This window comes from Acetatifactor aquisgranensis (assembly GCF_943193215.1).
GTDB classification, from domain to species: Bacteria; Bacillota; Clostridia; order Lachnospirales; family Lachnospiraceae; genus Acetatifactor; species Acetatifactor aquisgranensis.
Window position 1 is genome coordinate 214,477 of record NZ_CALPDH010000003.1, and the last position, 23,871, is coordinate 238,347.

31 protein-coding genes are annotated in these 23,871 nt (G+C 51.0%); all 31 read left to right on the forward strand.

What is annotated here, in order from left to right:
- Positions 1–62 precede the first annotated feature (62 nt).
- The 31 genes from NFS35_RS04000 (at position 63) to NFS35_RS04150 (ending at position 23,803) form a co-directional block, all read left to right on the forward strand.
- Complete coding sequence (locus tag NFS35_RS04000) at positions 63–917, forward strand: DNA adenine methylase (RefSeq protein WP_251205857.1); 855 nt, start codon at positions 63–65, stop codon at positions 915–917.
- A gap of 48 nt (positions 918–965) precedes the next feature.
- A complete protein-coding gene (locus NFS35_RS04005; protein ID WP_251205858.1) occupies positions 966–1,166 on the forward strand; it encodes a hypothetical protein in 201 nt (66 codons plus the stop codon).
- A gap of 10 nt (positions 1,167–1,176) precedes the next feature.
- Positions 1,177–2,403: a hypothetical protein gene (locus tag NFS35_RS04010; RefSeq protein WP_251205859.1), complete on the forward strand. Its 1,227-nt coding sequence runs from the start codon at positions 1,177–1,179 to the stop codon at positions 2,401–2,403.
- Between the two features lie 392 nt (positions 2,404–2,795).
- Positions 2,796–3,095 (forward strand): hypothetical protein, encoded by a 300-nt coding sequence (locus NFS35_RS04015; protein ID WP_251205860.1) that lies wholly within the window; start codon positions 2,796–2,798, stop codon positions 3,093–3,095.
- Positions 3,088–3,843, forward strand: coding sequence for a hypothetical protein (locus tag NFS35_RS04020; protein WP_251205861.1), 756 nt, complete (start codon positions 3,088–3,090; stop codon positions 3,841–3,843). Before NFS35_RS04015 ends, NFS35_RS04020 begins: the two co-directional genes overlap by 8 nt.
- Positions 3,840–4,205 carry an HNH endonuclease gene (locus NFS35_RS04025; RefSeq protein ID WP_251205862.1) on the forward strand — a complete coding sequence of 122 codons (366 nt, stop codon included), beginning with the start codon at positions 3,840–3,842 and terminating at the stop codon, positions 4,203–4,205. Before NFS35_RS04020 ends, NFS35_RS04025 begins: the two co-directional genes overlap by 4 nt.
- A gap of 1 nt (position 4,206) precedes the next feature.
- Positions 4,207–4,638, forward strand: coding sequence for a hypothetical protein (locus tag NFS35_RS04030; protein WP_251205863.1), 432 nt, complete (start codon positions 4,207–4,209; stop codon positions 4,636–4,638).
- Positions 4,639–4,680: 42 nt separating this feature from the next.
- Positions 4,681–5,061: a hypothetical protein gene (locus tag NFS35_RS04035; RefSeq protein WP_251205864.1), complete on the forward strand. Its 381-nt coding sequence runs from the start codon at positions 4,681–4,683 to the stop codon at positions 5,059–5,061.
- 223 nt (positions 5,062–5,284) lie between these two features.
- On the forward strand, positions 5,285–5,494 hold the full coding sequence (locus NFS35_RS04040; protein WP_251205865.1) for a DUF6011 domain-containing protein: 210 nt from the start codon (positions 5,285–5,287) through the stop codon (positions 5,492–5,494).
- 91 nt (positions 5,495–5,585) lie between these two features.
- Positions 5,586–6,326, forward strand: a complete 741-nt coding sequence (locus NFS35_RS04045; RefSeq protein ID WP_251205866.1) for a hypothetical protein — start codon at positions 5,586–5,588, stop codon at positions 6,324–6,326.
- 198 nt (positions 6,327–6,524) lie between these two features.
- Positions 6,525–7,910 (forward strand): sodium:solute symporter family transporter, encoded by a 1,386-nt coding sequence (locus NFS35_RS04050; RefSeq protein WP_251205867.1) that lies wholly within the window; start codon positions 6,525–6,527, stop codon positions 7,908–7,910.
- The gene (locus tag NFS35_RS04055; protein WP_251205868.1) at positions 7,903–8,688 is read left to right on the forward strand and encodes a phosphoadenosine phosphosulfate reductase domain-containing protein; all 786 of its coding nucleotides are present in this window, start codon (positions 7,903–7,905) and stop codon (positions 8,686–8,688) included. The genes NFS35_RS04050 and NFS35_RS04055 overlap by 8 nt, the downstream gene beginning before the upstream one ends.
- Before the next feature lie 125 nt (positions 8,689–8,813).
- Positions 8,814–9,440: a ParB/Srx family N-terminal domain-containing protein gene (locus NFS35_RS04060; RefSeq protein WP_251205869.1), complete on the forward strand. Its 627-nt coding sequence runs from the start codon at positions 8,814–8,816 to the stop codon at positions 9,438–9,440.
- On the forward strand, positions 9,431–10,579 hold the full coding sequence (locus NFS35_RS04065; RefSeq protein ID WP_251205870.1) for a phosphoadenosine phosphosulfate reductase domain-containing protein: 1,149 nt from the start codon (positions 9,431–9,433) through the stop codon (positions 10,577–10,579). The genes NFS35_RS04060 and NFS35_RS04065 overlap by 10 nt, the downstream gene beginning before the upstream one ends.
- Complete coding sequence (locus tag NFS35_RS04070; protein WP_251205871.1) at positions 10,572–11,093, forward strand: ParB N-terminal domain-containing protein; 522 nt, start codon at positions 10,572–10,574, stop codon at positions 11,091–11,093. The genes NFS35_RS04065 and NFS35_RS04070 overlap by 8 nt, the downstream gene beginning before the upstream one ends.
- Before the next feature lie 97 nt (positions 11,094–11,190).
- Positions 11,191–11,538, forward strand: a complete 348-nt coding sequence (locus NFS35_RS04075) for a phage terminase small subunit-related protein (RefSeq protein ID WP_251205872.1) — start codon at positions 11,191–11,193, stop codon at positions 11,536–11,538.
- On the forward strand, positions 11,535–11,978 hold the full coding sequence (locus tag NFS35_RS04080) for a hypothetical protein (RefSeq protein ID WP_251205873.1): 444 nt from the start codon (positions 11,535–11,537) through the stop codon (positions 11,976–11,978). Before NFS35_RS04075 ends, NFS35_RS04080 begins: the two co-directional genes overlap by 4 nt.
- Positions 11,968–13,446, forward strand: a complete 1,479-nt coding sequence (locus tag NFS35_RS04085) for a terminase B (RefSeq protein ID WP_251205874.1) — start codon at positions 11,968–11,970, stop codon at positions 13,444–13,446. Before NFS35_RS04080 ends, NFS35_RS04085 begins: the two co-directional genes overlap by 11 nt.
- Positions 13,446–15,140: a phage portal protein gene (locus tag NFS35_RS04090; RefSeq protein WP_251205875.1), complete on the forward strand. Its 1,695-nt coding sequence runs from the start codon at positions 13,446–13,448 to the stop codon at positions 15,138–15,140. The genes NFS35_RS04085 and NFS35_RS04090 overlap by 1 nt, the downstream gene beginning before the upstream one ends.
- Positions 15,112–16,809, forward strand: a complete 1,698-nt coding sequence (locus tag NFS35_RS04095) for an EndoU domain-containing protein (protein ID WP_251205876.1) — start codon at positions 15,112–15,114, stop codon at positions 16,807–16,809. The genes NFS35_RS04090 and NFS35_RS04095 overlap by 29 nt, the downstream gene beginning before the upstream one ends.
- Entirely contained in the window at positions 16,796–17,131 is a 336-nt protein-coding gene (locus NFS35_RS04100; protein WP_251205877.1) for a hypothetical protein, read from the forward strand. The genes NFS35_RS04095 and NFS35_RS04100 overlap by 14 nt, the downstream gene beginning before the upstream one ends.
- Positions 17,132–17,221: 90 nt before the next feature.
- Complete coding sequence (locus tag NFS35_RS04105) at positions 17,222–18,529, forward strand: XkdF-like putative serine protease domain-containing protein (RefSeq protein ID WP_251205878.1); 1,308 nt, start codon at positions 17,222–17,224, stop codon at positions 18,527–18,529.
- Between the two features lie 23 nt (positions 18,530–18,552).
- The gene (locus NFS35_RS04110; RefSeq protein WP_251205879.1) at positions 18,553–19,617 is read left to right on the forward strand and encodes a hypothetical protein; all 1,065 of its coding nucleotides are present in this window, start codon (positions 18,553–18,555) and stop codon (positions 19,615–19,617) included.
- A gap of 13 nt (positions 19,618–19,630) precedes the next feature.
- Positions 19,631–19,966 (forward strand): hypothetical protein, encoded by a 336-nt coding sequence (locus NFS35_RS04115; RefSeq protein WP_251205880.1) that lies wholly within the window; start codon positions 19,631–19,633, stop codon positions 19,964–19,966.
- 8 nt (positions 19,967–19,974) lie between these two features.
- Positions 19,975–20,367, forward strand: coding sequence for a DUF3199 family protein (locus NFS35_RS04120; protein WP_251205881.1), 393 nt, complete (start codon positions 19,975–19,977; stop codon positions 20,365–20,367).
- A 10-nt stretch (positions 20,368–20,377) separates the two neighbouring features.
- Positions 20,378–20,740 (forward strand): DUF3599 family protein, encoded by a 363-nt coding sequence (locus NFS35_RS04125; RefSeq protein ID WP_251205882.1) that lies wholly within the window; start codon positions 20,378–20,380, stop codon positions 20,738–20,740.
- Complete coding sequence (locus tag NFS35_RS04130; RefSeq protein WP_251205883.1) at positions 20,740–21,270, forward strand: HK97 gp10 family phage protein; 531 nt, start codon at positions 20,740–20,742, stop codon at positions 21,268–21,270. The genes NFS35_RS04125 and NFS35_RS04130 overlap by 1 nt, the downstream gene beginning before the upstream one ends.
- A 16-nt stretch (positions 21,271–21,286) precedes the next feature.
- Positions 21,287–21,742: a hypothetical protein gene (locus NFS35_RS04135; RefSeq protein WP_251205884.1), complete on the forward strand. Its 456-nt coding sequence runs from the start codon at positions 21,287–21,289 to the stop codon at positions 21,740–21,742.
- 1 nt (position 21,743) lies between these two features.
- The gene (locus tag NFS35_RS04140; protein WP_251205885.1) at positions 21,744–21,983 is read left to right on the forward strand and encodes a hypothetical protein; all 240 of its coding nucleotides are present in this window, start codon (positions 21,744–21,746) and stop codon (positions 21,981–21,983) included.
- The gene (locus NFS35_RS04145) at positions 21,983–23,356 is read left to right on the forward strand and encodes a phage tail sheath subtilisin-like domain-containing protein (RefSeq protein WP_251205886.1); all 1,374 of its coding nucleotides are present in this window, start codon (positions 21,983–21,985) and stop codon (positions 23,354–23,356) included. Before NFS35_RS04140 ends, NFS35_RS04145 begins: the two co-directional genes overlap by 1 nt.
- An 18-nt stretch (positions 23,357–23,374) precedes the next feature.
- A complete protein-coding gene (locus tag NFS35_RS04150; RefSeq protein ID WP_103241045.1) occupies positions 23,375–23,803 on the forward strand; it encodes a phage tail tube protein in 429 nt (142 codons plus the stop codon).
- The last annotated feature ends 68 nt before the right edge of the window (positions 23,804–23,871 follow it).

A 23,871-nucleotide genomic window follows, 5' to 3' on the forward strand; every position in this document is an offset into this window, starting at 1 on the left:
AGCTACAAAAATAAGCTAGGGCGGCATATGCTGCCGCCCGGAAGGGGGAATAAGAAGCAGGGATGAAGGCGGTATTCAAGTATCCGGGCAGTAAATGGTCATTGGCAGGCTGGATCATCAGCTTCTTCCCAGCCCATCACAGCTACCTGGAGCCGTTCTTTGGGAGCGGGGCAGTCCTGTTCAATAAGCCCAGGTCCAATATCGAGACGGTGAACGATCTGGACGGAAACGTCGTGAACCTGTTCAGGTGTATAAGGGAAGATCCTAAGAAACTGGCCGACATGATCTATATGACGCCATATGCCAGGGAAGTGAATGAAAGGGCATACAGGGCGGTGCCGGAAGACAGCTTCGAGGCAGCTTATGACTTCATCGTCAGGCTCAATATGGGGCACGGCTTCCGCACTACGGGCGAGAGGGTAGGATGGAAGAACGATGTGTCGGCCCGGGAGCGCTCCTATGCATCGCAGGACTGGAGTAGCCTGCCTGGAAGGATTATGCAGGCTGCCGAAAGGCTCCGTGGAGTGCAGATTGAGAGTAGGCCGGCAATCGATGTCATAAGGAGGTTCAACTTTAAGAACGTGCTGATATACTGTGACCCTCCATATATGATGGAGACCAAGCATGGCAGGCTTTATCGATATGAAATGAGCGATGCGGAACATGAAGAGCTGCTGAGGGCCTTGCTCCAGCATAAAGGGCCGGTGCTGTTGAGCGGGTATGATACGGATTTATACCGGGATATGCTATGCAAATGGGAATGCCGGGAGAAAACGTCATATTCCCAGGTCTGCTCCTTGAAGAAGGAAGTGCTGTGGATGAACTTTGAACCGATAGGCATGCAGATGGAAATCGAGGATTGGAGGCAGATGGTTGAAAACGGAAGCGGCGATTGGAATCATTATGAAGATACGTAATAATGTGGAGGAAAGGAGCTGGAGTCTTCCAAGGACAAGGATTTGGCAATGAAATTAAGGTGGCTGGACGAGGATTGCAATATCTGTGGCCAGAAACTGAACAGCTGGGATGCCCGGCTGTCGAAGACACTGGCCTATAAGAACAAGGTATGCGAGAAATGCATCGCAAATGAATATGACATGGACGTGGATGCGCTGCGGGAGCGCATGGAGGATTACTTCGGGATGCGGCCATGCCAGGGGATATGAGGTGGCAGCTATGGAAAAAGGATATAACCTCTTGACCCAGAAGCTCCTGGCGGAGGGATATACAGCGGATGAACATCCTGACTATGTATACGTTGGGACCAGCTGCAGGGACAAGGATGACCCATTGCGTAACCTTAACGGCGGGTTTGAATATTACGGCTGGTATGTCAATGGCAAGACGTACAGAACCCCATGCGGGCTACAGTGCAAGGGATCGAGCTGCATGGCAGGCCCGTACAGAGGGGACATAGAATTCTCTTTCGAGAACGACATGGCGACGGTCAAATGTCCATACAACGATAAGGAGTGCGTGAAGAAGCATCCTTCGTTGCGTGACGCAGGGGTAGGGAGCATAAGCTCGCGGTGCAACGTGCACATGACCGATGAGGAATACTGCTATGAGGGCAGCGTGGAAGGGATACTGAAGCTGGAAGATGACCGGATGCAGAGGGAGAAGATAAGCTTCAACCTGATGCACCAGGGGCGCACTTGTGACAGGCATATGTTTTATGACGAAGAAAGAAAGACATGGCAGATGCGCTACAACCCATGCGAGTGCGCGAGGCTGGAATGTACAGGCAATTTCGGGAAGGTATTCGATGGCGGCCAGAACGTATGCCCTATCCTAGGGAGGCCTTTGGACAAAAAGAAAGGGAACGTATTCTACGACATCAAGGTCACTTCCCAATGCAGGGAGCTTGATGGGACGCTGTTCGAAGGCCAGGTATACACCCAGATAGAGAAAGGAGTGAGATTCCTCAAGCATGCTGTGAGCATGGACATCTGCCGGAACATAGTGAAGCTCTGCCGGGATAGGATAGAGAGCTACGTAAGGCTCAGCAGATACCATACGGAACTGTTCTTCGCAGAATACTATGGCAGGGTCTTTACAGTGGAGATAATGAACATCCGGGCAGAGCAGAGGGAGAGCCGGGACTTGATGCAGGATCTTCAGGACATCCGTGATGGGATTCAGATATTCCATGCTTCGGATGTAGAAAAACGGAAGAAGGAACATAAAAAGGAGAGGAGGGAGGAAGCGAAAGAAAAAAGGAAAAAGGCAATCGAGAAGAAGATATTGGAAACCGGATTCGGGAACCTGGAGCGGATAGACCAGAACAGGGCATATAAGCTCCTGGATCTTGACCGGATAGATGAGCTGGAAGCCATGAGGGAAGAGAACCTAAAAAAAGAACAGGAAAAGCCTGTGCAGATGAACATTTTCGACATGATGTGAGGGTACAAGGTGGAATATAGAAAGCAGAGAGGATGGGAAGGGGACATGATGCTACAGGGACAGATGAATCTGTTTGATTTTTCAGGAGGAATACAGGAATCGGAAATGCGACAGAAGAGTACTATAGACTTTTCTTGTTTTTCTACATTCCGAAGTGAAGCAGGGGGCGTGAGATACAGTGAGTGTACCGGAGACCATTGTTGTGAAGCATGCGAAGTATATCGAGTATTCTACGGAAAGTCAGATGAGTATCAGAGAGCGGGGAACAGATGGGGGAAATCGGTGGCGCTTGCAAAAGAACATTTTGGGGTGCCGACAGTACCAGAATATAGCGTGGCGGCATACTGATAAAATCTGACAGATGGTGGCTTACGGAGAAAGGGTGAAGAGAAATGAGATTGATTAATGCAGATGCTTTAATAGGGATACTTAGGCATGATATTGATTGCTACGATACCGGAAAACCGGATAATGAAATCTATATCAATGCGAAAGACGTGGAGAATATGATTAACGGACAGGCTACTGCCTTTGACGTGGATAAAGTTATGGAACAGATGGAGGAAAAGGTAAAATCTTATGATAATCCTGTAAGCTCTGACAGCAAATTCAGGAAATTTTGCCACGGGATTGCGACAGGATTCAGGTATGCAATAGAAATCGTGGAAGGAGGCTGGCTGGGTGATGAGTAGGGTATTACCGATTCTTTTTAACGGTGAGATGGTACAAGCTATCCTGGAGGGCAGGAAAACGGTTACACGGCAGAAGATTGATATCGACACCGCAAATCAATTTGATGTGGAGCATGGAGGAAAGTCTGTTGTAGCTTATATCAACCAGGAAACAGGGGACAGTTACGACCCGAAAGAAATTTGCAGGTATCAGCCTGGAGATATCCTGTATGTCCGGGAGACGTTCTGCTTTTGCCCTTGCTGGGACTGCGGGCTGAGCATGGAGGATGGGGCGTGCGCAGAGAGCGAAGCCTATGGCAAAGTCTATAACGCCAAACGCGCGGAATGGGGATGCTGGTGCTATAGGGCATCCTGTGACGTTGGGGAGGAGCCGTCCGTGGACACATGGCATCCGTCCATCCACATGCCGAAAGAGATAGCCCGCATCTGGCTCAAAGTCACGGACGTAAGGGTAGAGCGGCTGCACAAAATGGAGATAGGCGATTACAAGGCGGAAGGGATTCTGCCAGTCAGGCCAGAAGGCCTGAAAGGCTCCGGCTGCGACTGTGCATGGAAAAACGATGGATGCGAAGACCGTCCATGCAGTAACCGGGATGCCTATAATAATATGTGCTATCAACATGTATTTATTGATTTATGGGACAGTACTATAAAGTCCGCTGAACACGAGCTTTATGGCTGGCAGGCCAATCCCTGGGTATGGGTGATAGAGTTCGAGCGGTGCAGGAAGCCGGAGGTGGAAGAATGAGGAGAAAGCTGAGTAAGGCAGAGCGGCAGCAGGTGTACAAGAAATGTGCTGGACATTGCGCATACTGTGGGTGCGGGCTGGAATATAAGGCCATGCAGGTAGACCACATGAAGCCGCTGCACATCGGAGGGTTAGATGCCATGTCGAACATGCTGCCTGCCTGTAGGAGCTGCAACCATTATAAGGGCACCTTGGACGTGGAGGGATATAGGCGGTATCTTGCAGGGATATCACACAGGCTCATGAGGGACAGCATCCAATTCCGGACGGCCGTGAGGTTCGGGCTTGTACGGCATATGGGAGACGATGTGACATTCTATTTTGAGCGATGCGGAGAGGGAGAGCAGGAAAGCGAGGGATGATATGGCAATATTGAATTACACGACAACTGTGGACAGCTTCAAGACAGTATCGGAAATCGAATACATATTGATGAAACATAATGCGAAATCCATTATGAAGAATTACGATGGGGGAACCATCACAGGACTTTCCTTTCTCATAGACACAGGGCTGCAGCAGGTTCCTGTCCGTCTGCCAGTAAAGGTGGATGAATGTCTGAGGGTGCTGAAGAAGGAGAAGAGGGAGAACCCCAGGAAACAGATTAAGGATACCATGGATCAGGCGGAACGGGTGGCATGGCGTATCCTGAAAGACTGGGTGGAAGCACAGATGGCATTGCTGGACATCGAGATGGTAAAGTTCGAAGAGATATTTCTGCCATATATTGAGACGGGCAATGGCAGGACAATCTATGAACAATTGGAGGAACAGAGATTTTTGCTTGAGAGCTGAACAGATAGTAAAAATAGGAGGTATCTAAGGAGATTTTTTCATATGGTAGAGTTATATGCAATCCACTTACGCACAGGGAGCGCCATGCCGACTGGCGCATATGAAATCACCAGGAGGGGGAACAGGAGGCCGGTCACGAAGTTCTCGGAAGTCTATACGACTGATGCGGGAGAGCTTTCGCCAGAGCGATGGAGGATGGAACTGTCCAGAGCGATTGAGGCCGATAGAGAGTCGGATGTGCTGGAGGTAATCAAGGGGCATTGCAGAGAGCATTGTGCGTGGCTGCACAAGGAATCTGACATTCTGGATTATGCCATGGAAATTTTGGCGAGCAGGTCGTTCCTATGCGGGAAGGAATGCTGGAAGGATGTAGCGGACAAGGTAAAGGATAAGTATTTCTTTTTTGCATTTAAGGAGGGATAAGAGTGGAAGCGAGGATATGGCCGAGAGGGCCAAAGGAAAAAGGTGGATATGCCATGATGCCCATGAGAAAGAACATTCCAGTCGGCCGGGCTGGATGGGAACTTACACAATGCCCGGCATGTGGGTGTGAATGTTGGAAGACACCGCTTCTTTCGGTAGTGCTTCAGCAAGGAGCTGCTGCTCTATGTTCGGAATGTGCCCTGCGGAAAGGGGTAGAGGGCGGATGATGCGGTGCTCAATCTGTGGCAGGAGATTAAAGGACGCGAGGAGCAGGGAGCTTGGATATGGGCCGGTCTGCTATAAAAGGAAATTCGGAACCAACATGCATGCCAGCCGCAAAGCGGTCGAAGCACCCGTAGAGGAGAAGGACGACCAAGATTTGCCTGGGCAGATGTCCATGGATGACTATCTGCAGGTGCTGTCCAGACAATAGGAAAAGGAGAGCGCTTTCGCAACCCTCCAATGGACAGATAAGATTATATCATGATCCGGAAGGATTTTGAATAGGAAAAGGAGGGCCAAGCATGGAAAAAGTGGATGTCGGAAAGATCATGGCACTGCGGAGCGCAGGATGGGGGACGGATAGGATTACAGACATGCATGTGGAGCGGGAGGTGGTGGAAAAGGCAGCCGCCAGCTGTGCGGACGATGCTGGGATGGAGCTGGTGGAAGAAGGGGCAGATGCAGGCGGCGTAGGCCTGGCCATAATCGCCCTCACTCCGGAACAGCTGAAGGAAATCTATGAAAAGGCCGCCGATATCGGGGCGAAGGAGGCCCTGAGGAAGCTCGAACAGGAGCGGAAGAGGGAACGTGTGGACAGGACCGACCGTCGGCTTCGGAACACGAAGCTGCTCCTGCGGAACTACCATATGCTGAAGGAGCATGCGGAGAATTCCGTCTTCGGCCGGACGCAGATGGAGGAGTCCGCCCTGGACATCCTGGAGTCCATGATGTCGATGTACGATGATGATGTGGTCGTGGAGAGCATAAGGCGCAGCGCCACCAGGACGGCGGTCATAGTGTCCCATATAGAGACCATGTTCGCGCTGTATGAGGCATATTGCGACAAATCCCCTAACAGGGAGGCCGATATGAGGAGGTATGAGGTCATGTGGGATATGTACATGGCAGAGGACATCCTGTCAGCGAAGGAGATTGCACAGAAGCATCACATATCGGTCAGGAGCGTCTATGGGGATTTAAAAGTGGCAACGGAAAGGCTCTCAGCACTCATTTTCGGGGTGGACGGACTGAAGGTACGTTAGATCCTCCATTTGCAAAAAGTTTTCCTTGACTTTGCACTATAGATGTGAGAGAATGATATCTGCAAAATTCTGAATCAAACGTTCGAGGAAGTCTGGAGATGCTCCAGGCTTCCTTTTTTCATGCAGATTTTCCGAGAAAGGGGGACTGAAAGAGGAAGGCATGAAAGGCTCCTCCAGAAGAGAAAGGAGGAATGCTATATGAATTATGCTTTGGCAGTGCTGTTGGCCTATGCAGCGGTGATGATAGGCTCAACGGCAATCATGACAAAAAGGGAGGATAGTGTCGAAGGGTTCTGTGTCGGGAACAGGGATGCCGGATGGGGGCTTTCGGCGCTGAGCATAGCGGCGACATGGATCTGGGCACCGGCCCTGTTCACGTCCACAGAGAACGCCTACACGAAGGGCTTTGCAGGGCTCTTCTGGTTCCTGGTACCCAATGTCCTCTGCCTGGTCTTGTTCATTCCCTTTGCAAAGAGGATAAGGGAAGAGATGCCGGAGGGCATGACGCTGTCCGGCTACATGTATGGGAAATACCGCTCCAGGGCTGTGAGGAACGTCTATCTGTGCCAGCTGGGGGCGCTGTCGGCATTGTCCACCGGGGTGCAGCTGCTGGCAGGCAGCAAAATTTTGAGCATGCTTACCGGGATTCCGTTTGCCGCTATGACGGTGGTCATGGCAGTGATTGCGTTTTCCTATTCCCAGTTTTCCGGAATAAGGGCATCGATGCTGACGGATGCCATCCAGATGGCCTTCATGCTGGCCGCCAGCATCGGGTTCGCAGCTTTTGGCATGAAGAATGGCGGAGGGCTGGAAACGCTGCTCACGGGTCTAGGAGGGTCCACAGGGGATGCAGGACACCTGTTTTCGGAGAAAGGCCTAGAGATATTCCTCGGTTTTGGACTGCCGACCACGATTGGGCTCATATCAGGGCCCTTCGGAGACCAATGCTTCTGGCAGAGGGCTTTCTGTGTCAGAAAGGAGGGAATCGGCAGGGCATTCCTGATAGGGGCGCTGCTGTTCGGCATCGTCCCGCTGTCCATGGGAATCATTGGGTTCATTGGAGCTGGCATGGGATATGCCGCGGAGGATGTAGGGATAATCAATTTCGAGCTGATATGCGCTTTGTTCCCGTCATGGGCGATGATTCCATTTCTGGCCATGGTAATTTCAGGCCTGCTGTCCACTGTAGACAGCAACCTATGTGCGGCATCATCCCTTGCCACGGATATCTTTCAGGAAAAGACATTGGGAAAGACGAAGCTCTCCATGCTGTTCCTTCTGGCAGCCGGCATTGCCATAGCGAATATCCCAGGGCTGACGGTGACGCACCTGTTCCTGATGTATGGGACGCTCAGGGCGTCCACGCTGCTGCCGACGGTTCTTACCCTCAAAGGAGTAAGGCTGGCACCGCAGGGCATAGTGGCAGGAGTCATCTCTGCCATGCTGATTGGCCTGCCAGTGTTCGGATACGGGAATATAAAAGGGATTGCCATTTATAAAACGGTAGGCAGTCTCCTGACAGCCATCCTCTCGGGAACCGTGGCCCTTGCATTGAGCAGGAAGCGGGAGGTGGATTATGGATAACATGCTTGGAAGAAAGCAGCGGATTAAAAACTCAGACTGGATTGAGGCGCTGGAGAGGATTGAACAGGCAGTGAGCCGGAAAGAGCTGGAGCGGCTTGTGGACAAGACGGTGAAGGAGATTAAAAAGAAGACCAAAGGAAAGAAGGCCGCATACGCATGGAGCGGAGGAAAGGATTCCCTGGTTCTGGGGGAAATCTGCCGTATGGCGGGGATAGCCTCCTGTGTGCTCGTTATCTGCAATTTGGAGTACAAAGCGTTTATAGAATGGGTGGATGCTCATAAGCCTCCGGAATTGTCCATAATCAACACAGGACAGGACATGAAATGGTTGGCCGCCCATCCGCAGATGCTTTTCCCACAGGACAGCAAATATGCGTCTATGTGGTTCCAGATCGTTCAGCATAGAGGGCAGGCGAAATATTACAAAGAGAACCAGCTGGATATGATGCTTTTGGGACGCCGGCGGGCAGATGGGAACTATGTGGGAAGGGGAGACAATATCTATACCAACAATCAGGGCGTGACGAGATACAGCCCGCTCTCCGACTGGACACATGAACAGATGCTGGCATATATCCATTATCACAATCTGGAGATGCCGCCGATCTATGACTGGAAAAATGGGTATCTCTGCGGCACGCATCCATGGCCGGCAAGGCAGTGGACCGGAAGCGTGGAAAATGCCTGGGCAGAGATCTATGAGATAGACGGCTCTATCGTAACGGAGGCGGCAGAACATATACAGAGCGCAAAAGACTTTCTGGATAGTCTGAAATAAAATGTTTTCACTTGACAGCACTTGCAGGCAAATGTCCGCAATGGCTGTCAATTTTGCTATTTGCAGATGGCATATAGATCATGCGTTGCAGACGCTCCTACCAAATCAGTTTGGAGGATGCGGACATGAAAGTGGTAAAAATGAAATTGGCTGATCTGGTAAAGCCTGAGAAGAATGTCAGGATCCATACAGAGCAGCAGATCAAAGAATTTCGCCGGAGCGTGGAAATGTTCGGGCAGATCAGGCCGATTGTCGTGGATGAAAAGAATATCATTCTGGCAGGGAACGGCCTGTATGATACCCTCGTTGCGATGGGGAAGGACACAGCAGACGTGTACCGGTATGACAAACTCACTGAAAATCAGAAAAAGAAGCTGATGATCGCCGACAATAAGATTTTCAGCCTGGGGATTGAGAACCTGGAGACGTTGAACAGCTTTTTGGAGGACCTGCAGGGCGATCTGGATATTCCCGGATTTGATGAAGAAATACTGAAACAGATGGTATCAGAGGCTGAGGATATTACAAGCAAGCTTTCTGAATATGGAACCCTTGATGAAGATGAGATCCGGAGCATTAAGGAAGCGGCAGAGAAAAGGGACCAGCAGATGCAGGCCAGCCAGGGAGAGCAGCAGGCAGAACAGGCTCCGGCCGCAGTAGTGCAGCAGGAGCCAACGGCAGACAATGAAGATCCCACCGAGATAAGAAAATTTGTTATCTGCCCGAAATGTGGAGAAAAGATATGGCTATAAAAAGATGCCCGGCCAGCATCGATGTGGTGGAAGCTGCAAAAATCAGGATTCGGAATGTTTTCCGAAATGGTCTCCCGGTTTATATGTCTTTCAGCGGTGGGAAAGACAGCCTTTGTATGTCGCAGCTGGTGATGAACCTGATACAGATGGGCGAAATCAACCCGGCGCAGCTCATTGTGCAATTCATTGATGAAGAAGCTATTTTCCCGTGCATGGAGGAAAAGGTACGGGAATGGCGAAAAAAATTTATGTTAGTTGGAGCAAAGTTTGAGTGGTTCTGCCTTGAGGTGAAACACTACAACTGCTTTAATGAACTGTCCAACGATGAAACCTTTATCTGCTGGGACAGATATAAAAAGGATGTATGGGTAAGGCAGCCCCCATCATTCGCAATCCGGGATCATCCGCTCTTGCGGCCCCGCATAGATGCGTATCAGGATTTCCTGCCGCGACTATGCACAGCGGGGATTACCATAACCGGAATCCGTACGGCGGAATCCGTACAGCGCCTGCAAAATATCGCAGTAATGTTGAGAGCCGGAAAGTCCATGACGAATAAGCACCAGGTATTCCCAATCTATGACTGGACCAACAATGATGTATGGCTCTATCTACTGCGGGAAAAAGTGGATATTCCGGAGATATACCTGTTTTTGTGGCAGTCCGGGACAAAGAAGGGCCAGCTGAGGGTATCGCAGTTTTTCTCCATCGACACGGCCAAGAGCCTTGTGAAAATGAATGAGTATTATCCGGATCTGATGGAGCGGATCATCCGTAGGGAACCAAACGCTTATCTCGCTGCCCTCTATTGGGACAGTGAGATGTTCGGGAGAAATACCACAGCCAGAAAGCAGAATGAAAAGGGAAGTGCTGAAAAGGATTACAAAGCGGCACTTTTGGAGCTGTTCTCTGATATGGATGGCAATTTCCGGACGGAGCACAAGCGATATGTGGCAAATCGGTACCGCAACTTTTTTATGAGCGTCTCTGCTATTGCGGACAATAAGGATTGCAAGGCAATTTACGAAGGGCTTATATCGGGCGATCCGAAGCTACGTTCGTTCCGGGCGCTATACCAGAGGATTTACGGGAAATACATTACAGAAGCTAAGAAAAAGGAGGGGCTGCCGAATGGATAATAAGATTGCTGGTCCTCTGTCAACGCTCCGATGGGTAGACAGGGGGAATGTGAAACCGAATGACTACAACCCAAACAAAGTATCAAAACAGAACCTGGAACTGCTGAAGCAATCTATACTTGCCAATGGCTGGACCCTGCCGATTGTGGTAAGACCGGATTTTACGATTATTGACGGATTCCACAGATGGACGGTTGCCGGGGAAGAGCCTCTGGTTTCCATGCTGGACGGGAAAGTGCCGGTGGTAATTGTGGATCATAAGGATAAGGCAGGGAATATCTATGGAACTGTTACCCATAACCGGGCGAGAGGTACGCATCTGCTGGGGCCCATGAAAGCAATTGTTAAGGAGTTGATGGCAGAGGGGAAATCCGTGGAAGAGATTGGAAAGCAGCTGGGAATGAGGCCGGAGGAAATTTTCCGGCTTTCAGAGTTTTCCAAAGAAGACTTTCTGAAAATGATGATCAAGACGGATCAGGGGTTCTCGAAAGCGGAGTTTATAACGAAGATTTAATGTTAAATCAATTGGTATCCGTATGACGCAACAACGAGGGAGTGCATTGCCTCCCTCTGTTTTTATGAAAACAAAACAAATAGCGAGGTGGTGATGAATGGCAAGAGCAAGAAGCCCAAGCAGTATTGAAGCAGAAAAGCTATACCAGGATGGGATGAAACTGGTTGATATTGCGAAGAAAATCGGCGTACCGGACAGCACTGTCCGCAGGTGGAAATCTACCCAAAGATGGGATGAAAATAAAAGCAAACAGAGTAAAAAAAAGAAACCGAACGCTCGGATAAAAAGAAACCGAACGCTCGGAAACCAAAAGGAGCGCCGAGAGGGAATAAGAATGCTGCTGGCCACGCCCCATCTACCCCTAAAAGAAATAAAAATGCAGAAACACATGGATCCTATTCCAAGGTATACTGGGATACCCTGGACGATGAAGAACTGGGCATGATTGAAAGTATGGGGGATTCCGAGGAAGAACACCTGCTTATGCAGCTGCAAATGTTCTCCATACGGGAACGCCGTCTGATGCAGAGGATCAAGCACTACCGAGAGCTGGAAGCGGAGAACCATGGGCTATCCGTAAAAGCGGCATCCAAGACCAAAAAGGTGGAGGATGTGACAGATTTTGACGGGGAGAGTGTTGGTGCCGGAAAATATAAGAAGGTAACAGAAACCAGTGTTACCCATACGGAAGCTGTCATGAACAGCATAATGGCCCTGGAGGCTGAATTAACCAAAGTGCAGAGGGCAAAGACGAAGGCTATAGAGGCGTTGTCGAGACTCAGGACGGAGAGCCAAAAGCTGGAGAATGAAGAGGCCGGCAATGATATTGTGAAGACCTGGGCCCAAAAAGTTTTAGAGGCAAGGAGGCAGCGGGATGAAAAATGAAAAATGGCTTGAAGAATTCCTTGATGAAAGCATCCCGCTGTGGCGAGGCAATCCGGTTTTATTTATGCGCGAGGTATTGCTGTTTGAACCGGATGATTGGCAGATCGAGGTGGCCTATGATTTGAGGGATTATCCGAGAGTGTCAGTCAAATCAGGGCAAGGTGTCGGGAAAACCGGTGAGGAAGCGGCACTGCTTCTTTGGTTCCTGGTCTGCTTCCCATATCCGCGCATCGTCGCCACGGCTCCCACAAAGCAGCAGCTCCACGACGTGCTGTGGTCGGAGGTGGACAAGTGGATGAACAACTCCCCGCTGCTCCCCATGCTGCTCAAATGGACGAAGACATATGTCTACATGATTGGATATGAGAAGCGCTGGTTCGCGGTGGCTAGGACGGCGACGAAGCCGGAGAACATGCAGGGGTTCCACGAGGACAACATGCTCTTCATCGTAGACGAGGCATCCGGCGTGGCGGATCCGATCATGGAGGCAATCACCGGCACGCTGGCCGGAGCCAACAACAAGCTCCTGCTGATGGGCAATCCTACGAAGACCAGCGGCACCTTCTATGAGAGCCATACGGTGGACCATGCGCTGTACCGGTGCCATACCGTGAACGCGGAGACCAGCGGGCGCACCAATAAAGAGAACATAGCGGCCATGAAGCGGAAGTATGGGGAGAACAGCAATGTGGTCCGCGTCCGCGTATACGGCGAGTTCCCGGAGCAGGAGGACGATGTGTTCATCCCAATCGCGTTCCTGGAGCAGAGCACCAGGACGGAGATGTCGGATGCTACAGCCAAGGCGTTCGGGATGTTCCGGGACAGCGCAGGAAACCTCCAGCCGGTGGATGTGAGCGGCGTGGAGCGGATAGAGATAGGCTGCGATGTGGCCCGCTATGGCGATGACAAGACCTGCATCGGATACCGGGTGAACGAGGTCGTCCGGTTCTATAAGAAGTACAATGGCAAGGCCACGACCTGGACGGCCAGCATGATAGCAAAGCTTTATAAGGAATTGAAGCAGCGGTTCCGGTTCCAGGGGCAGATTGGCATCAAGGTGGATGACGGAGGCGTCGGCGGCGGTGTCGTTGACCAGTTGAGGAACTGGAAGCGGTCCGACCCAGCGGCGTTCGGGGACATGGCCATCCTGGCCGTAAATTTCGGGGTGCCAATCAAGCATCGCCATTATGCGGATTCGACCACCTACATGATGGGGGTGGTAAGGGACTTGATTGCGCCTTATGACGACTATGGGCGGCCCCATGCTCCGGAGGTCATACTGCCGGATGACGGAGACCTTATCGGCCAATTGTCATGTCGGAAATTCGAGTTCTGCAGCAATGGCAAGCAGAAGGTGGAGAGCAAGCAGGAGATGAAGGACAGGGGGCTGTCCTCCCCTGACGAAGGGGACTGTATTCTGCTGGTGTGCCTGCCAATGAGCTATAAAAAGAAAGGAGGCAAGGGCTGATGGGCGAAGGGAAGAAGCCTACGGCGAAGATAGATGTAAAGATAGTGAAATCGTCCTGCATGGACGCGACGACCGTATTCTATGAACAGAGAGTGGCGAAGTCAGATAAGGGAGAGCAGATGGATCCATCCATGCAGACATCCGCTTCCGACTGGATACCCCATCCGGTGGACATGCGGGGCTTGAAAGCTTTGGTGGACAATTCCACCATCCTCCCACAGTGCATCAGAGCCTATAAGAGCAATATTGCGGGCTTCGGCATCTCCGTGAGGTATATGGAAGACTACGATGCGGAGACGGCGGAGATGAAAGCGGAGTGGGACGCGCTACAGAAAATCATCGCCCTGCTCAATATGGACATGCAGACCAAGGAAGTGTTCGAGAACGTCATCCGTGACAGGGAGACCTATGGGATAGCCTACTGCGAGGTCATCAGGAACCAGATGCAGGAGGTGGCGGAGCTGCAGTTCATCGTTGATACGCCCTCCATCGACATGACCTATCCGCTCCAGCCTTATGTGGACATCCAGTATTTCTATAAAGGGGAGGTGATCCCCCGGAAGAAGAAGTTCCGTAAGTTCCGGCAGAACGTAGGCGGCAAGACGGTGTATTTCAAGGAGTTCGGGGATCCCCGCATCATGGACAAGCGGGACGGGAAGTACATGGGCGAGTCGGACGAAGCCATAGGGATAGATGACCAGGCCAACGAGATCATCGAGTTCCGGATTGGAAGCATGCCTTACGGCGAGGTCCGCTGGATAGGCCAGGTGCTGACCGTGGACGGGAACCGGCGGGCAGAGGTGCTGAACAACAGCTATTTCCGGCATGGGCGGCACACGCCTCTCATGATTCTGGTCAAAGGCGGCACGTTGTCGGATTCGGCGTTCTCCAAGCTGAAGGAGTACATGGCGGGCATCGAGGGGGAGAGCGGCCAGCATTCCTTTCTTGTTCTGGAGACGGATACGCTGGAGACGACGGCGGCATTCACGAGTCAAGAGAAGCCGGAGGTGGAAATCAAAGACCTTGCCACAATCCTACAGAAGGACGAGCTGTTCCAGGAGTATCAGGAGAACGGCAGGAAGAAGACCCAGTCCGCATTCCTGCTCCCGGATTTGTATGTGGGATATACCACGGACTTCAACCGGGCGACGGCGCAGACGGCCATGGAGGTCACCGAGAAGCAGGTGTTCCAGCCGGAGAGGGCGTCTCTGGCCTGGGCGGTGAACCAGAAGCTGCTGAATGGCTACGGCTTCCATTATGTGGAGGTGCGGTTCGATGAACCGGACATCACCAACCCTGACGACATCCAGAAGATGCTGAACATCACGGAGCGGGCCGGAGGCCTGACGCCCAACACGGCGAAGGAGCTCACGTATAAAGTGCTTGGGAAGGACGGCTGTGAGGACTATGATGGAGGCTGGGGCGACATCCCGCTAGCATGTTCGAGGACGCTCTCACAGGGGCAGCAGGCAAATTCTGGGTTCGGGACAATGGTCGAACCGCCATCGCAGAAAAACGCGCCTACAGGCCAAGATAGCGGGCCTCAGAAAGCAGCCAGAGGAGTCTCGGATGAAGAGATGGAGCAGCTTGACGGCCAGATTCAGAAGGCGGCTTCATTTGATGAGGACATCGTGCCGGTCATGCTGGAGATACGGAAGGCGCTGAATGGGTACCGGGAAAAGGCAGGTGGGTGACATGCTGGAACAGCCGTTATATTATAAGATGATTGCGGAAGCCGTCATATCCAATGCAGACGGCATCCTGGGAGCGATAGACAGGTACCTTGCCAAGGCGGATGAGGACATGGCGGATACGCTGGCAGACGAGGGCTTTGCTGAGGCGGAGGAGACTGTCGAGGCAATCAATTCCCTTCAGGAGGATGTGGCGGAAGCGCTCCAGAACCAGACAGAAGAATTCGTGGCAGCGCTGGAGGACGCACCAGAGGGCGACTGGGAGAAAGCGCAAGAGAATGTCGCTGGGATGTTGGAGGATGACGACATCGCCGAACGCATCGAGGAGGTTGCCATGGTGATGCTCGAGTCTGAGGTTCCCAAACTGGCCACGGTCTACATAAAGGAGACCGATGGGGAGCTGGTGGTCGATGCCATACGGAAGAGGACAGAAAGCTGGTTTGCATCCTGGAGCGCGGAGCTTGGGAGGCTGATGCGCATCAGCACCCATAAGGAAATTACTGACGTCATCAAGAGGACCATAGACGAAGGTGAGAGCATGCAGGAGCTGACGCGGAAGATTATGGATGGGGGCTGGCGTAACGAATATTATAAGGCCAGGAGGGTGGCCGTTACCGAAGTGCTCCGGGCCCATTCGGTGGCCAGGGAAGAGGCGGTTCAGCAGAGCCCGTCCACCGACCGGAAGGAGTGGAGGCACACTGGGGCGCATAAGAACAAGCCGCGTCCCAACCATGTGGACATGGATGGCCAGATTGTCCCAAAGAATCAGCCATTCGTACTGAAAGGGAAGGATGGCAAGACATATTATCCTGAGTATCCAAGAGACCGCTGTCTTCCACCAGGCGAGAGCGTGAACTGCCATTGCATCCACAGAGGGGTAGCCGCCGATGATGCCATAGGCATGAGCCTGGAAGAGCGCAGGCGGCTGCAGCAGAAATACATAGAGGAGGACGATGCCGCATGGAAGAAGGAGATGGATGAGCAGAATAAGGCGAAGGCCGGAATCACCCCTTATTCCACCCTTGAGAACTTCAAGGGGAAGACGCGGGAGGAACAGGTCAAGTACTTGGGGAAGACCAAGATGGCCCTTTATGATGCCGGATTGATTGACAGCGATGAAGTGCTGTCGAAAGTCAAGAAGACCTCATTGCAGAAACTGCGGGAAGATGGTATATTTACTGTAAGCAGTTCCGCTTTGAAGCATTCCACGGTGGGGGATTTCACCAACCTAAGAAATCCCAAGAAGCCCGCTGGGGGAAACAACGGTGGTAGGATGAAGGGCGGCGGCCATTCACAGGCAAATCTCGATGAACTTGCGAGTCGTGGGACTGCGTACAGTATTGAAAAGACATATGATAATGGTGTCCGCATAGGCGGGGTGGCAAACCATAAGGAACCTGAGAAACGACTGGATCAGTCAGGGCAGTCATGGTTCCCTGAAAGCTGGGATTCCGAAAAGATAACCGTGGCAGGAACGTATACCGCAAACAGGCCAGCAAAGACAAAGAAGCTTTATGGTGAAGCTGGAGAAGTCATAGGGTATAATTTTTACCAGGAATACGATGGGGTGACGGTCGGAGTCTTCACTGATGGCGAGCGCAATATCAGTACAGTATTTCCTGATGGACTGCAGCGGGATATTGAAGGAGATGGATGGGATGGATACGAATAGGATTGAAGCTCTTGTTGAATCACTTCGGACAGGTGATGGCTGGATGCTATATGAAATCGATAGTGACAAGTACTTTGTAAATCCCCTTATGGAAGCGTTCGGGGATGATGTGGATGAAATCCTTGTTTATCTGAATGAAATGGATGTAGATGACCTGGATGAGATTGAGGGGATTTTTGAGGACATCTACGGAAAATTCATGACAGAGGAAGTATGGGAAGCCCTTGAAAAGCTGGAAGAGAAAATCGACAGGGAGTCCACAAGGATGAAGGAGTTCAGAAAAAGGGAGAGCGAGAGAAAGGCCGGGGCGCTGGCCGAATGAACTGCGGGGATTGAAATAGCATAGGGGACAGAGAGAGGCATCCGGAAAGGGTGCCTTTTTGCTGCGCATTTTGGAAGGAGGTAAGGGATTATGCCGCGGATTGCGAAAGCATACGCAATTACAGACGCAAAGATCAGCTTTGTGTCCCTGGTGGGCAAGGCTGCGAACAAGAAGCAGTTCCTGATCACCAAATCGGAGGATGGGGCCGCAAATTTCGCAACATTTGGCCGGATTCTGAAGGCCGATGCGGACAGCCACTTTGTGACGGGAATCGTGTATGAGCCTATGGTGGAGGACAGCCAGGGGAACTACATGACCGAGGAGGAAATCACGAAGGCGGCCTATTGGTTCGCCAAGAACGGCAACCAGGTGGACCTGCAGCACTGCTTTGAGAAATGTGACGGCGCTGCTGTGGTGGAGTCCTATGTGGCGAAGTGCGACATGGAGATTGATGGGGAGGCCATCAAAAAGGGGACATGGTTGATGACCATGGAAATCAGCGATGCCGGTGTCTGGGAGTCCATCCAGAAAGGGGAGATTACAGGCTTCTCCATGGGAGGGGTGGGCGTGTACTCGGAGGAGGACGTGGCGCTGCCGGTAGAGAAACAGGAGGAGCCGAAGGGCCTGTTCCGGCGGCTGGCCAAGGCCATGGGATTTGACGTGGTGGAGAAAGGGGCCGTGAAGACCAACTTCCAGCGCAGGGTCAAGGAAGACAACTTCTATTCCGCCTGGTATGCGCTCAGGAGCACGCTGGAAGGGAACTTCTATAATCCGGACACAGGCATGTGGGAGTGGGGCTACAACTCCGATGAAGGCGCCATCCGGGAGGCATTGGAGGATTTCAACGATATCGTCACGCAGCTCCTCACATCGGACGGAAGCATCGTGAAGTCCCTGGAAAAGGCAGCAGAGGCAGCCCCCGCGACCGTCCTTAAGCAGGGAAAGAGCCTCAGCGCAAAGAATCTAAGTGCTATCAAAGGCATTTATGATACGCTCGGTTCATTCCTGGCAGATTTCCAGGAGGAACCAACGGAAACAAATAATGTTCAGAAGGAGGATGTTGACATGACAAGTGATGAAGTAAAGGCAGTGGTGGCTGAAGAAGTGAAAAAGGCCATGGATCCCGTTGTGGAGCAGCTGAAAGCGATCGCCCCGGTAACTAAGGGGGATGGGGAGGGCGGAAGCGAACCTCCGACACCTGAAAGTGCAGCGCCCGCCGGAGATATGTCGGCAGATACGGTCGCAAAGATGGTAGGGGAAGAGGTCAAGAAGGCTCTGGAACCTGTGATGAAAGCTCTGGAACCTGTGATGAAGAGCAGGGCGATCCCCGGCAATCTCAATGATGCGGCGGGGGCTGTTGAAAAGCAGGAAGAGCATTTCCTGCATGGCATTGTTTAAAGAGAAAAGGAGGAGAGAACACTATGCCTACTAATGCACAGATTATTAAGAACACAATAACAACTGATTCGGTCTCACACGGCCTGCTTACCCCGTATCAGGCTAAGAAGTTTTTGGTGCAGACCTTTGAGGCCACGCCTTTCCAGCAGGCTATCCGGCATGTGACACGGACGGAAAAGTCAGGCGAGATTGACAAGATCGGTATCGGTCACAGACTGCTCCGCCCGAAGGTTGAGAATACATTTGACGGCGTGACCGCAAGCCCCACATTCGGAGTAGTCAAATATGCCTGCGAAGCGACAAGGCTTGACTGGGACATTACCAACGAAACTCTGCGGCAGAATATCGAGGGCGAAAACATGGACGATGTCGTGACCAATCTCATGACAAAGCAGGTCGGTGTTGATTCGGAAGATCTTCTGCTCAATGGAGAGGAAAACGCAGCTGAGGCAGAAGCCTTTTCCGCCAGTGCGGCTTATAAGGCGGGGGACTGCGTAACAGAGGCCGGTGGCTTATACCGCTTTCGGGTAAATCACGCTGCTGGGGCATGGAACGCATCAGAGGTTGAGCGGATCGGGGATGCTACAGACAAGGTATTTCTTGGTCAGAATGACGGCATCATTAAGGCTCTCGGCAATGGACACATCATTGATGTCTCTGGAGCCACAGAAATGGATCTCGAAATGTTCTATAAGGCAGTGGCCTCCATGCCCACCAGGTTCAATGACGGAACGCTTCGCTGGATGATGAGTCCGACCAGGGCACAGCAGTGGGAACTGTTTCTGCTCAACAAGATTATTGATGCCGGAGGCGCCGTTCCTGAGAGCTTGTATAAAAGCCCTGTTGGCATTCCTTCTATGGGCGTTCCGATGATGCCGGATAATACGGTCATTCTTTCCAATCCGAAGAATTTTGTCCAGGTTAACACCTACGCAATGAAGATTCGGAAAGATGAATCCTCTGTAGAGGCAATCCGGAAGGATAAGAAATTTTATGTGATCCACTTCGACTTCGATGCGATCATTGAGGAAATCGAGGCCACGGCAATGATTACAAACCTTCCAGCACTTCTTACGGAACTTTCATAAGGGAGGTAGCACTATGAAAAAAGTATGTTTGAAGACAGGGCTTTCCTATGTCGCCAAAGGCATTTCATGCACGAAAGGAAAAATTGTGGATGTCGAGGATGATGTCGCTGAAAGGCTTATGAAAACCGGCAGATTTGAGATCGTAGATGCGGCGCCCATGGATCCCGAATCTGTGGCTCCGGAGGGTAAATCCGCCAATATAACTTCGATGAAGAAAGATGAGCTGATTGCATTTGCAGAGGCTCAGGGTATCGATGTTTCGGACTGCAAGAACAATGAAGAGCGGATCCAGCGGATTCAGAGTGAAATGGACATAAATGCTTTTGCGCGGCTGGCTTCCGAAGAATAGGAGGGAGCATGAAAAGACCTTGGATAGAACCCCAACAGATTCGGGATTACACGTCATCTCCAAAGGTCGAGGCCAGAACTGACACCCAGCTCGCTTATGATATAGCCAGAGCAGAAAAATATGTAATTTTCCATACACACAACAATTTTGATTCAAAGGAATATGAGAGCGGGCTGCCATCGGATGTGACGATGGCAGTCATCCTTCTTGCAGAGGCCTATGCGAAGCAGGCGATAGTGCAGAGAGAGGGAGCACTGAGTTCAGAGACATTTGACGATTATTCATATACCGTTGATGTGGGAGCGGATATTGCAGACAGCCTGGGGCTTGGCGCAATGCTGGAGGAATATGTTCTGCCGGAAGATCATGGTAAAGTGGTTATGAAACTGCGGAAGCTGTAGGAGGTGCCGGATGTCGTTTGAAAATTTGCTGGATCACAAGTGCGCTATTTACCATATGAAAAAAGATGGGAAGAATCTTGGATACGGGATAGCCGGGGAGGCGTTTTCCTATCCTGTGGAACCGGATGTGACTGATGTGCCATGCCATTTTAATGTATCTGACACAGGTACTATGGAGCAGACAGAGGATGCCAACGAATATATCGTGGTTGGAAAGCTGAATCTGCCGTATGGGACAGACGTCCGGGTAAATGATAAAATTATCGATTTGGGCAGCGGGATTTCCTATTATGCGGAAATTCCGAGGAATATCCGGGATCATCATATAATTGTGCAGATCCAGCGGAAAGGGAAGGTCAAGGGGGCGATGTAGTGGCAGGAAAGTATGTGAGAATAGATGCCACAGAACTGAGGCGGTTTGTAGAAAGGTTGAATCAGGCTGGGCGTGGCAAAGAATTTGAAAAGGAACTCTCCCGATTTTTGGATGCTATTGCGGTGGAGTTCCTTTCTTATGTGCAGGATTTCATCATACAGGCCGGTTCGGTAGATACTCGGCTGCTTTTGAATAGCTTTCAGAAAAACGGCGAGGGAAGCGTTTTTATCGCCCAAGAAGGCGGTCTGCAGATAGAAGTAGGCACCAATGTGGAGTATGCGTCTTTTGTGAATGACGGGCACTGGCTGAATCCGAAAGGTGTTGATATGCGGTGGGTGCCCGGGGAGTGGCAGGGAGAGAGGTTTATATATCAACCTGGAGCCAAAACCGGTATGCTGTTAAAGCAGAAATGGATAGAGGGCAGCCATTACTTTGATGATGCCATAAGGCTCATGGAGAGGATGGCCCCGCAGTTCATGGAGCGGAAGATGCAGCAATGGTTAGAGCAATATTTTTCGGATTTTGTATAGTTTGTGAGGTGAGGATATGCTGGAATATGAGGTTGCGGCCATTTACTATTTTGTGGCCGGTATCATCACGGCGCAGCCATATTTTGAGGAAGTGCCGTTGGATATGCTACTCCCCTGCGTGTTCTATCCTACTCCGGCCCCGGCGGCATCAGGGTTTTCAGTAAACGCTTTTATGACCGAGTTTGCCATGTATATCAAATTTATGGATCATTCTACAATGGCAGCTTATGAAATGGGTGAAAAGGTATTGCAGGCGATTATGGGAAACCGAAGGAAAGTGCCGCTGGTGGATGAAGCTGGAAAACTGACCGGCAAGAATTTCCGTGTAAATATGCCGAAACTCAAAAAAATTGAGAATGGCGTGTATCAGCTGGAATTATCATGGAACCGCCACACTCGGTATAATGCGAAGGAAGTTACTCTTGCCAGAGATATATTTATGAATGGGTTACCAATAGGGAAGGAGGATTGACATGCCTAAAGGGAAAATCGCCGATGAAACTGCGGCGAATCAGGCAGTAGAAGAGTCTGAAAAAGTTTCTGATCAAAGAAAATTCCCGTATGAAGTGCTGAAAGAAAGCTGTATGAAACTGTTTCGTGTAACATCCAGCACCTTCATCGGGGCAACTGTCGGTAGGGAAAATGGATCATATTCCATCGCAGAGATGCGGATTATTATCGATGAATGGTTAAAGAAGGAGGTAAAAAAATAATGGCTGGTGGAAATTTTGACATCAACGTGGGAAAAACCAGACCGGGAACCTACGTCAATGTAAAGTCCAAAAGGCAGCAGAAAGCAAAGGGTTCTACCCGTGGCATTGCGGTAATCCCCTTTGTTGGATATGACTGGGGGCCGAATGGGGAGTTTATCAAGCTGTCGGTGGATTCCCCGGATGCGTACCTGCATAAGCTTGGCAGAAGCGTTTATGATGCAAACGATTTTATGCTGATGGTGCGCGAGATCTTTAAGAATGCGGTTACCTGTTATGTCTATATTGTCAATACCGGTATCGCAGCGAAAGCAACCACAGAGGACGGCTTGACGGTAACAGCGGCATATCCTGGTGCCAGAGGGAATGATATTTCCGTTGTATCCACAGAGAATGTGCTGGGAGGGTTTGATGTAACTGTTTATATGGGCACGGAGAAGGTGGAGATTTATGAGGGAGTGAAAACCTTTGGGGATTTGGTTGCGGCATCCGTGGGTAAGTATGTTACTTTTAAGGCGACTACCGGAGAAACCGATTTGAAAGCAATCGCATCTTTGCGGCTGGCGGGTGGAGACAATGGGACAACGGAGAACTCTGCCGTTACCAGTTTCCTGGATAAGGTGGAAAAAATCCGGTGGAATACCATGTGCTTCCCGATCACGGAAACTACTTTGCAGACAGTGTGTATCGCCAAAATCAAAATGCTGCGTAATAGTGTCGGCAAATATGTGCAGGCGGTTCTTCCGAACTGCAAAGCCGATTTCGAGGGCATTATCAATGTGACAAATTCTGTGATCCTGGATGACGGGACAGAAAGCGGCAAGCAGCTCACGGTTGCCCAGGCGTGTGCATGGGTGGCAGGAGCAACGGCGGGAGCCTCCAAGACACAGTCCAACACTTATGTGGAGTACACAGGGGCGATTGACATTGTTGGCGTGAAGTCCAACGAGGAGGCAATCGAGGCGATCAAAAATGGAGAGTTCTTCTTTTCCCGTTCTGACGAAGATAAAATTGTTGTCGAATATGATATCAATTCTCTTCACAACTTTACCACGGATCGGACTTCCGATTATGCGAAAAACCGTGTTATCCGTGTGTATGATTCCTTTGCGGAGGATCTGCGCCTGAACTTCCCGCCGAACAAATTCAATAATGATCCGGATGGGTGGCTCATTATGGAGGGGTTGGGCCGGGAGCTGCTTAATTCCTATGGCCCGGTATCCGATGGAGGGGACGGCTCGATCATGAATATCAATCTGGAGGAAGATTTTTATGTGGACCAGAGCCGCAGCCAGGGGGATGAAACTTTTTTCAATGTCGGCCTGCATGCGGTAGATTCCGCCGAGAAACTGTATTTTTCTGTTTCCACACGATAGAAGGAGGTGTAATAAGATATGTCAGAAAATATCAAGCCGCTTAGCGCCGTGGAAGGCAAGGCATATATCAATGGCATAGAGGTAATGGATTCTGTAAAAATGACAATCCGCTTCGTACCAAAGGTGGCGAATTACCGTATTGTCGGGAAGAAGGGAACACACCGGCGCTGGGTAGGCTACGACATAACCGGCACGCTGGATGAATACAAGACCACTGCCCGGTATGAACGGATTGTAAAGGAATACATTTCCAACGGGAAGACGCCGGAGTTTACGTTCCAGGGAATCCGCACGGATCCGGATTCGGACTACTATGAAACGGTAGGAAGCGAATCTGTAACCGTAACCGGCGCCGTGATCACTGGCGAGATTCCGTTATTGGATATCGATACCGATGGAGAGTTGGTTAAGGAATCCATTGCTTTCGGAGCGCGGAATGTGGTGTAAGTAAAAAAGGCAGGGGAGGCTTTGTATGTGCCTTTTCCTGCCTGCTTTTTTGCAAAACAGTGGTTAAC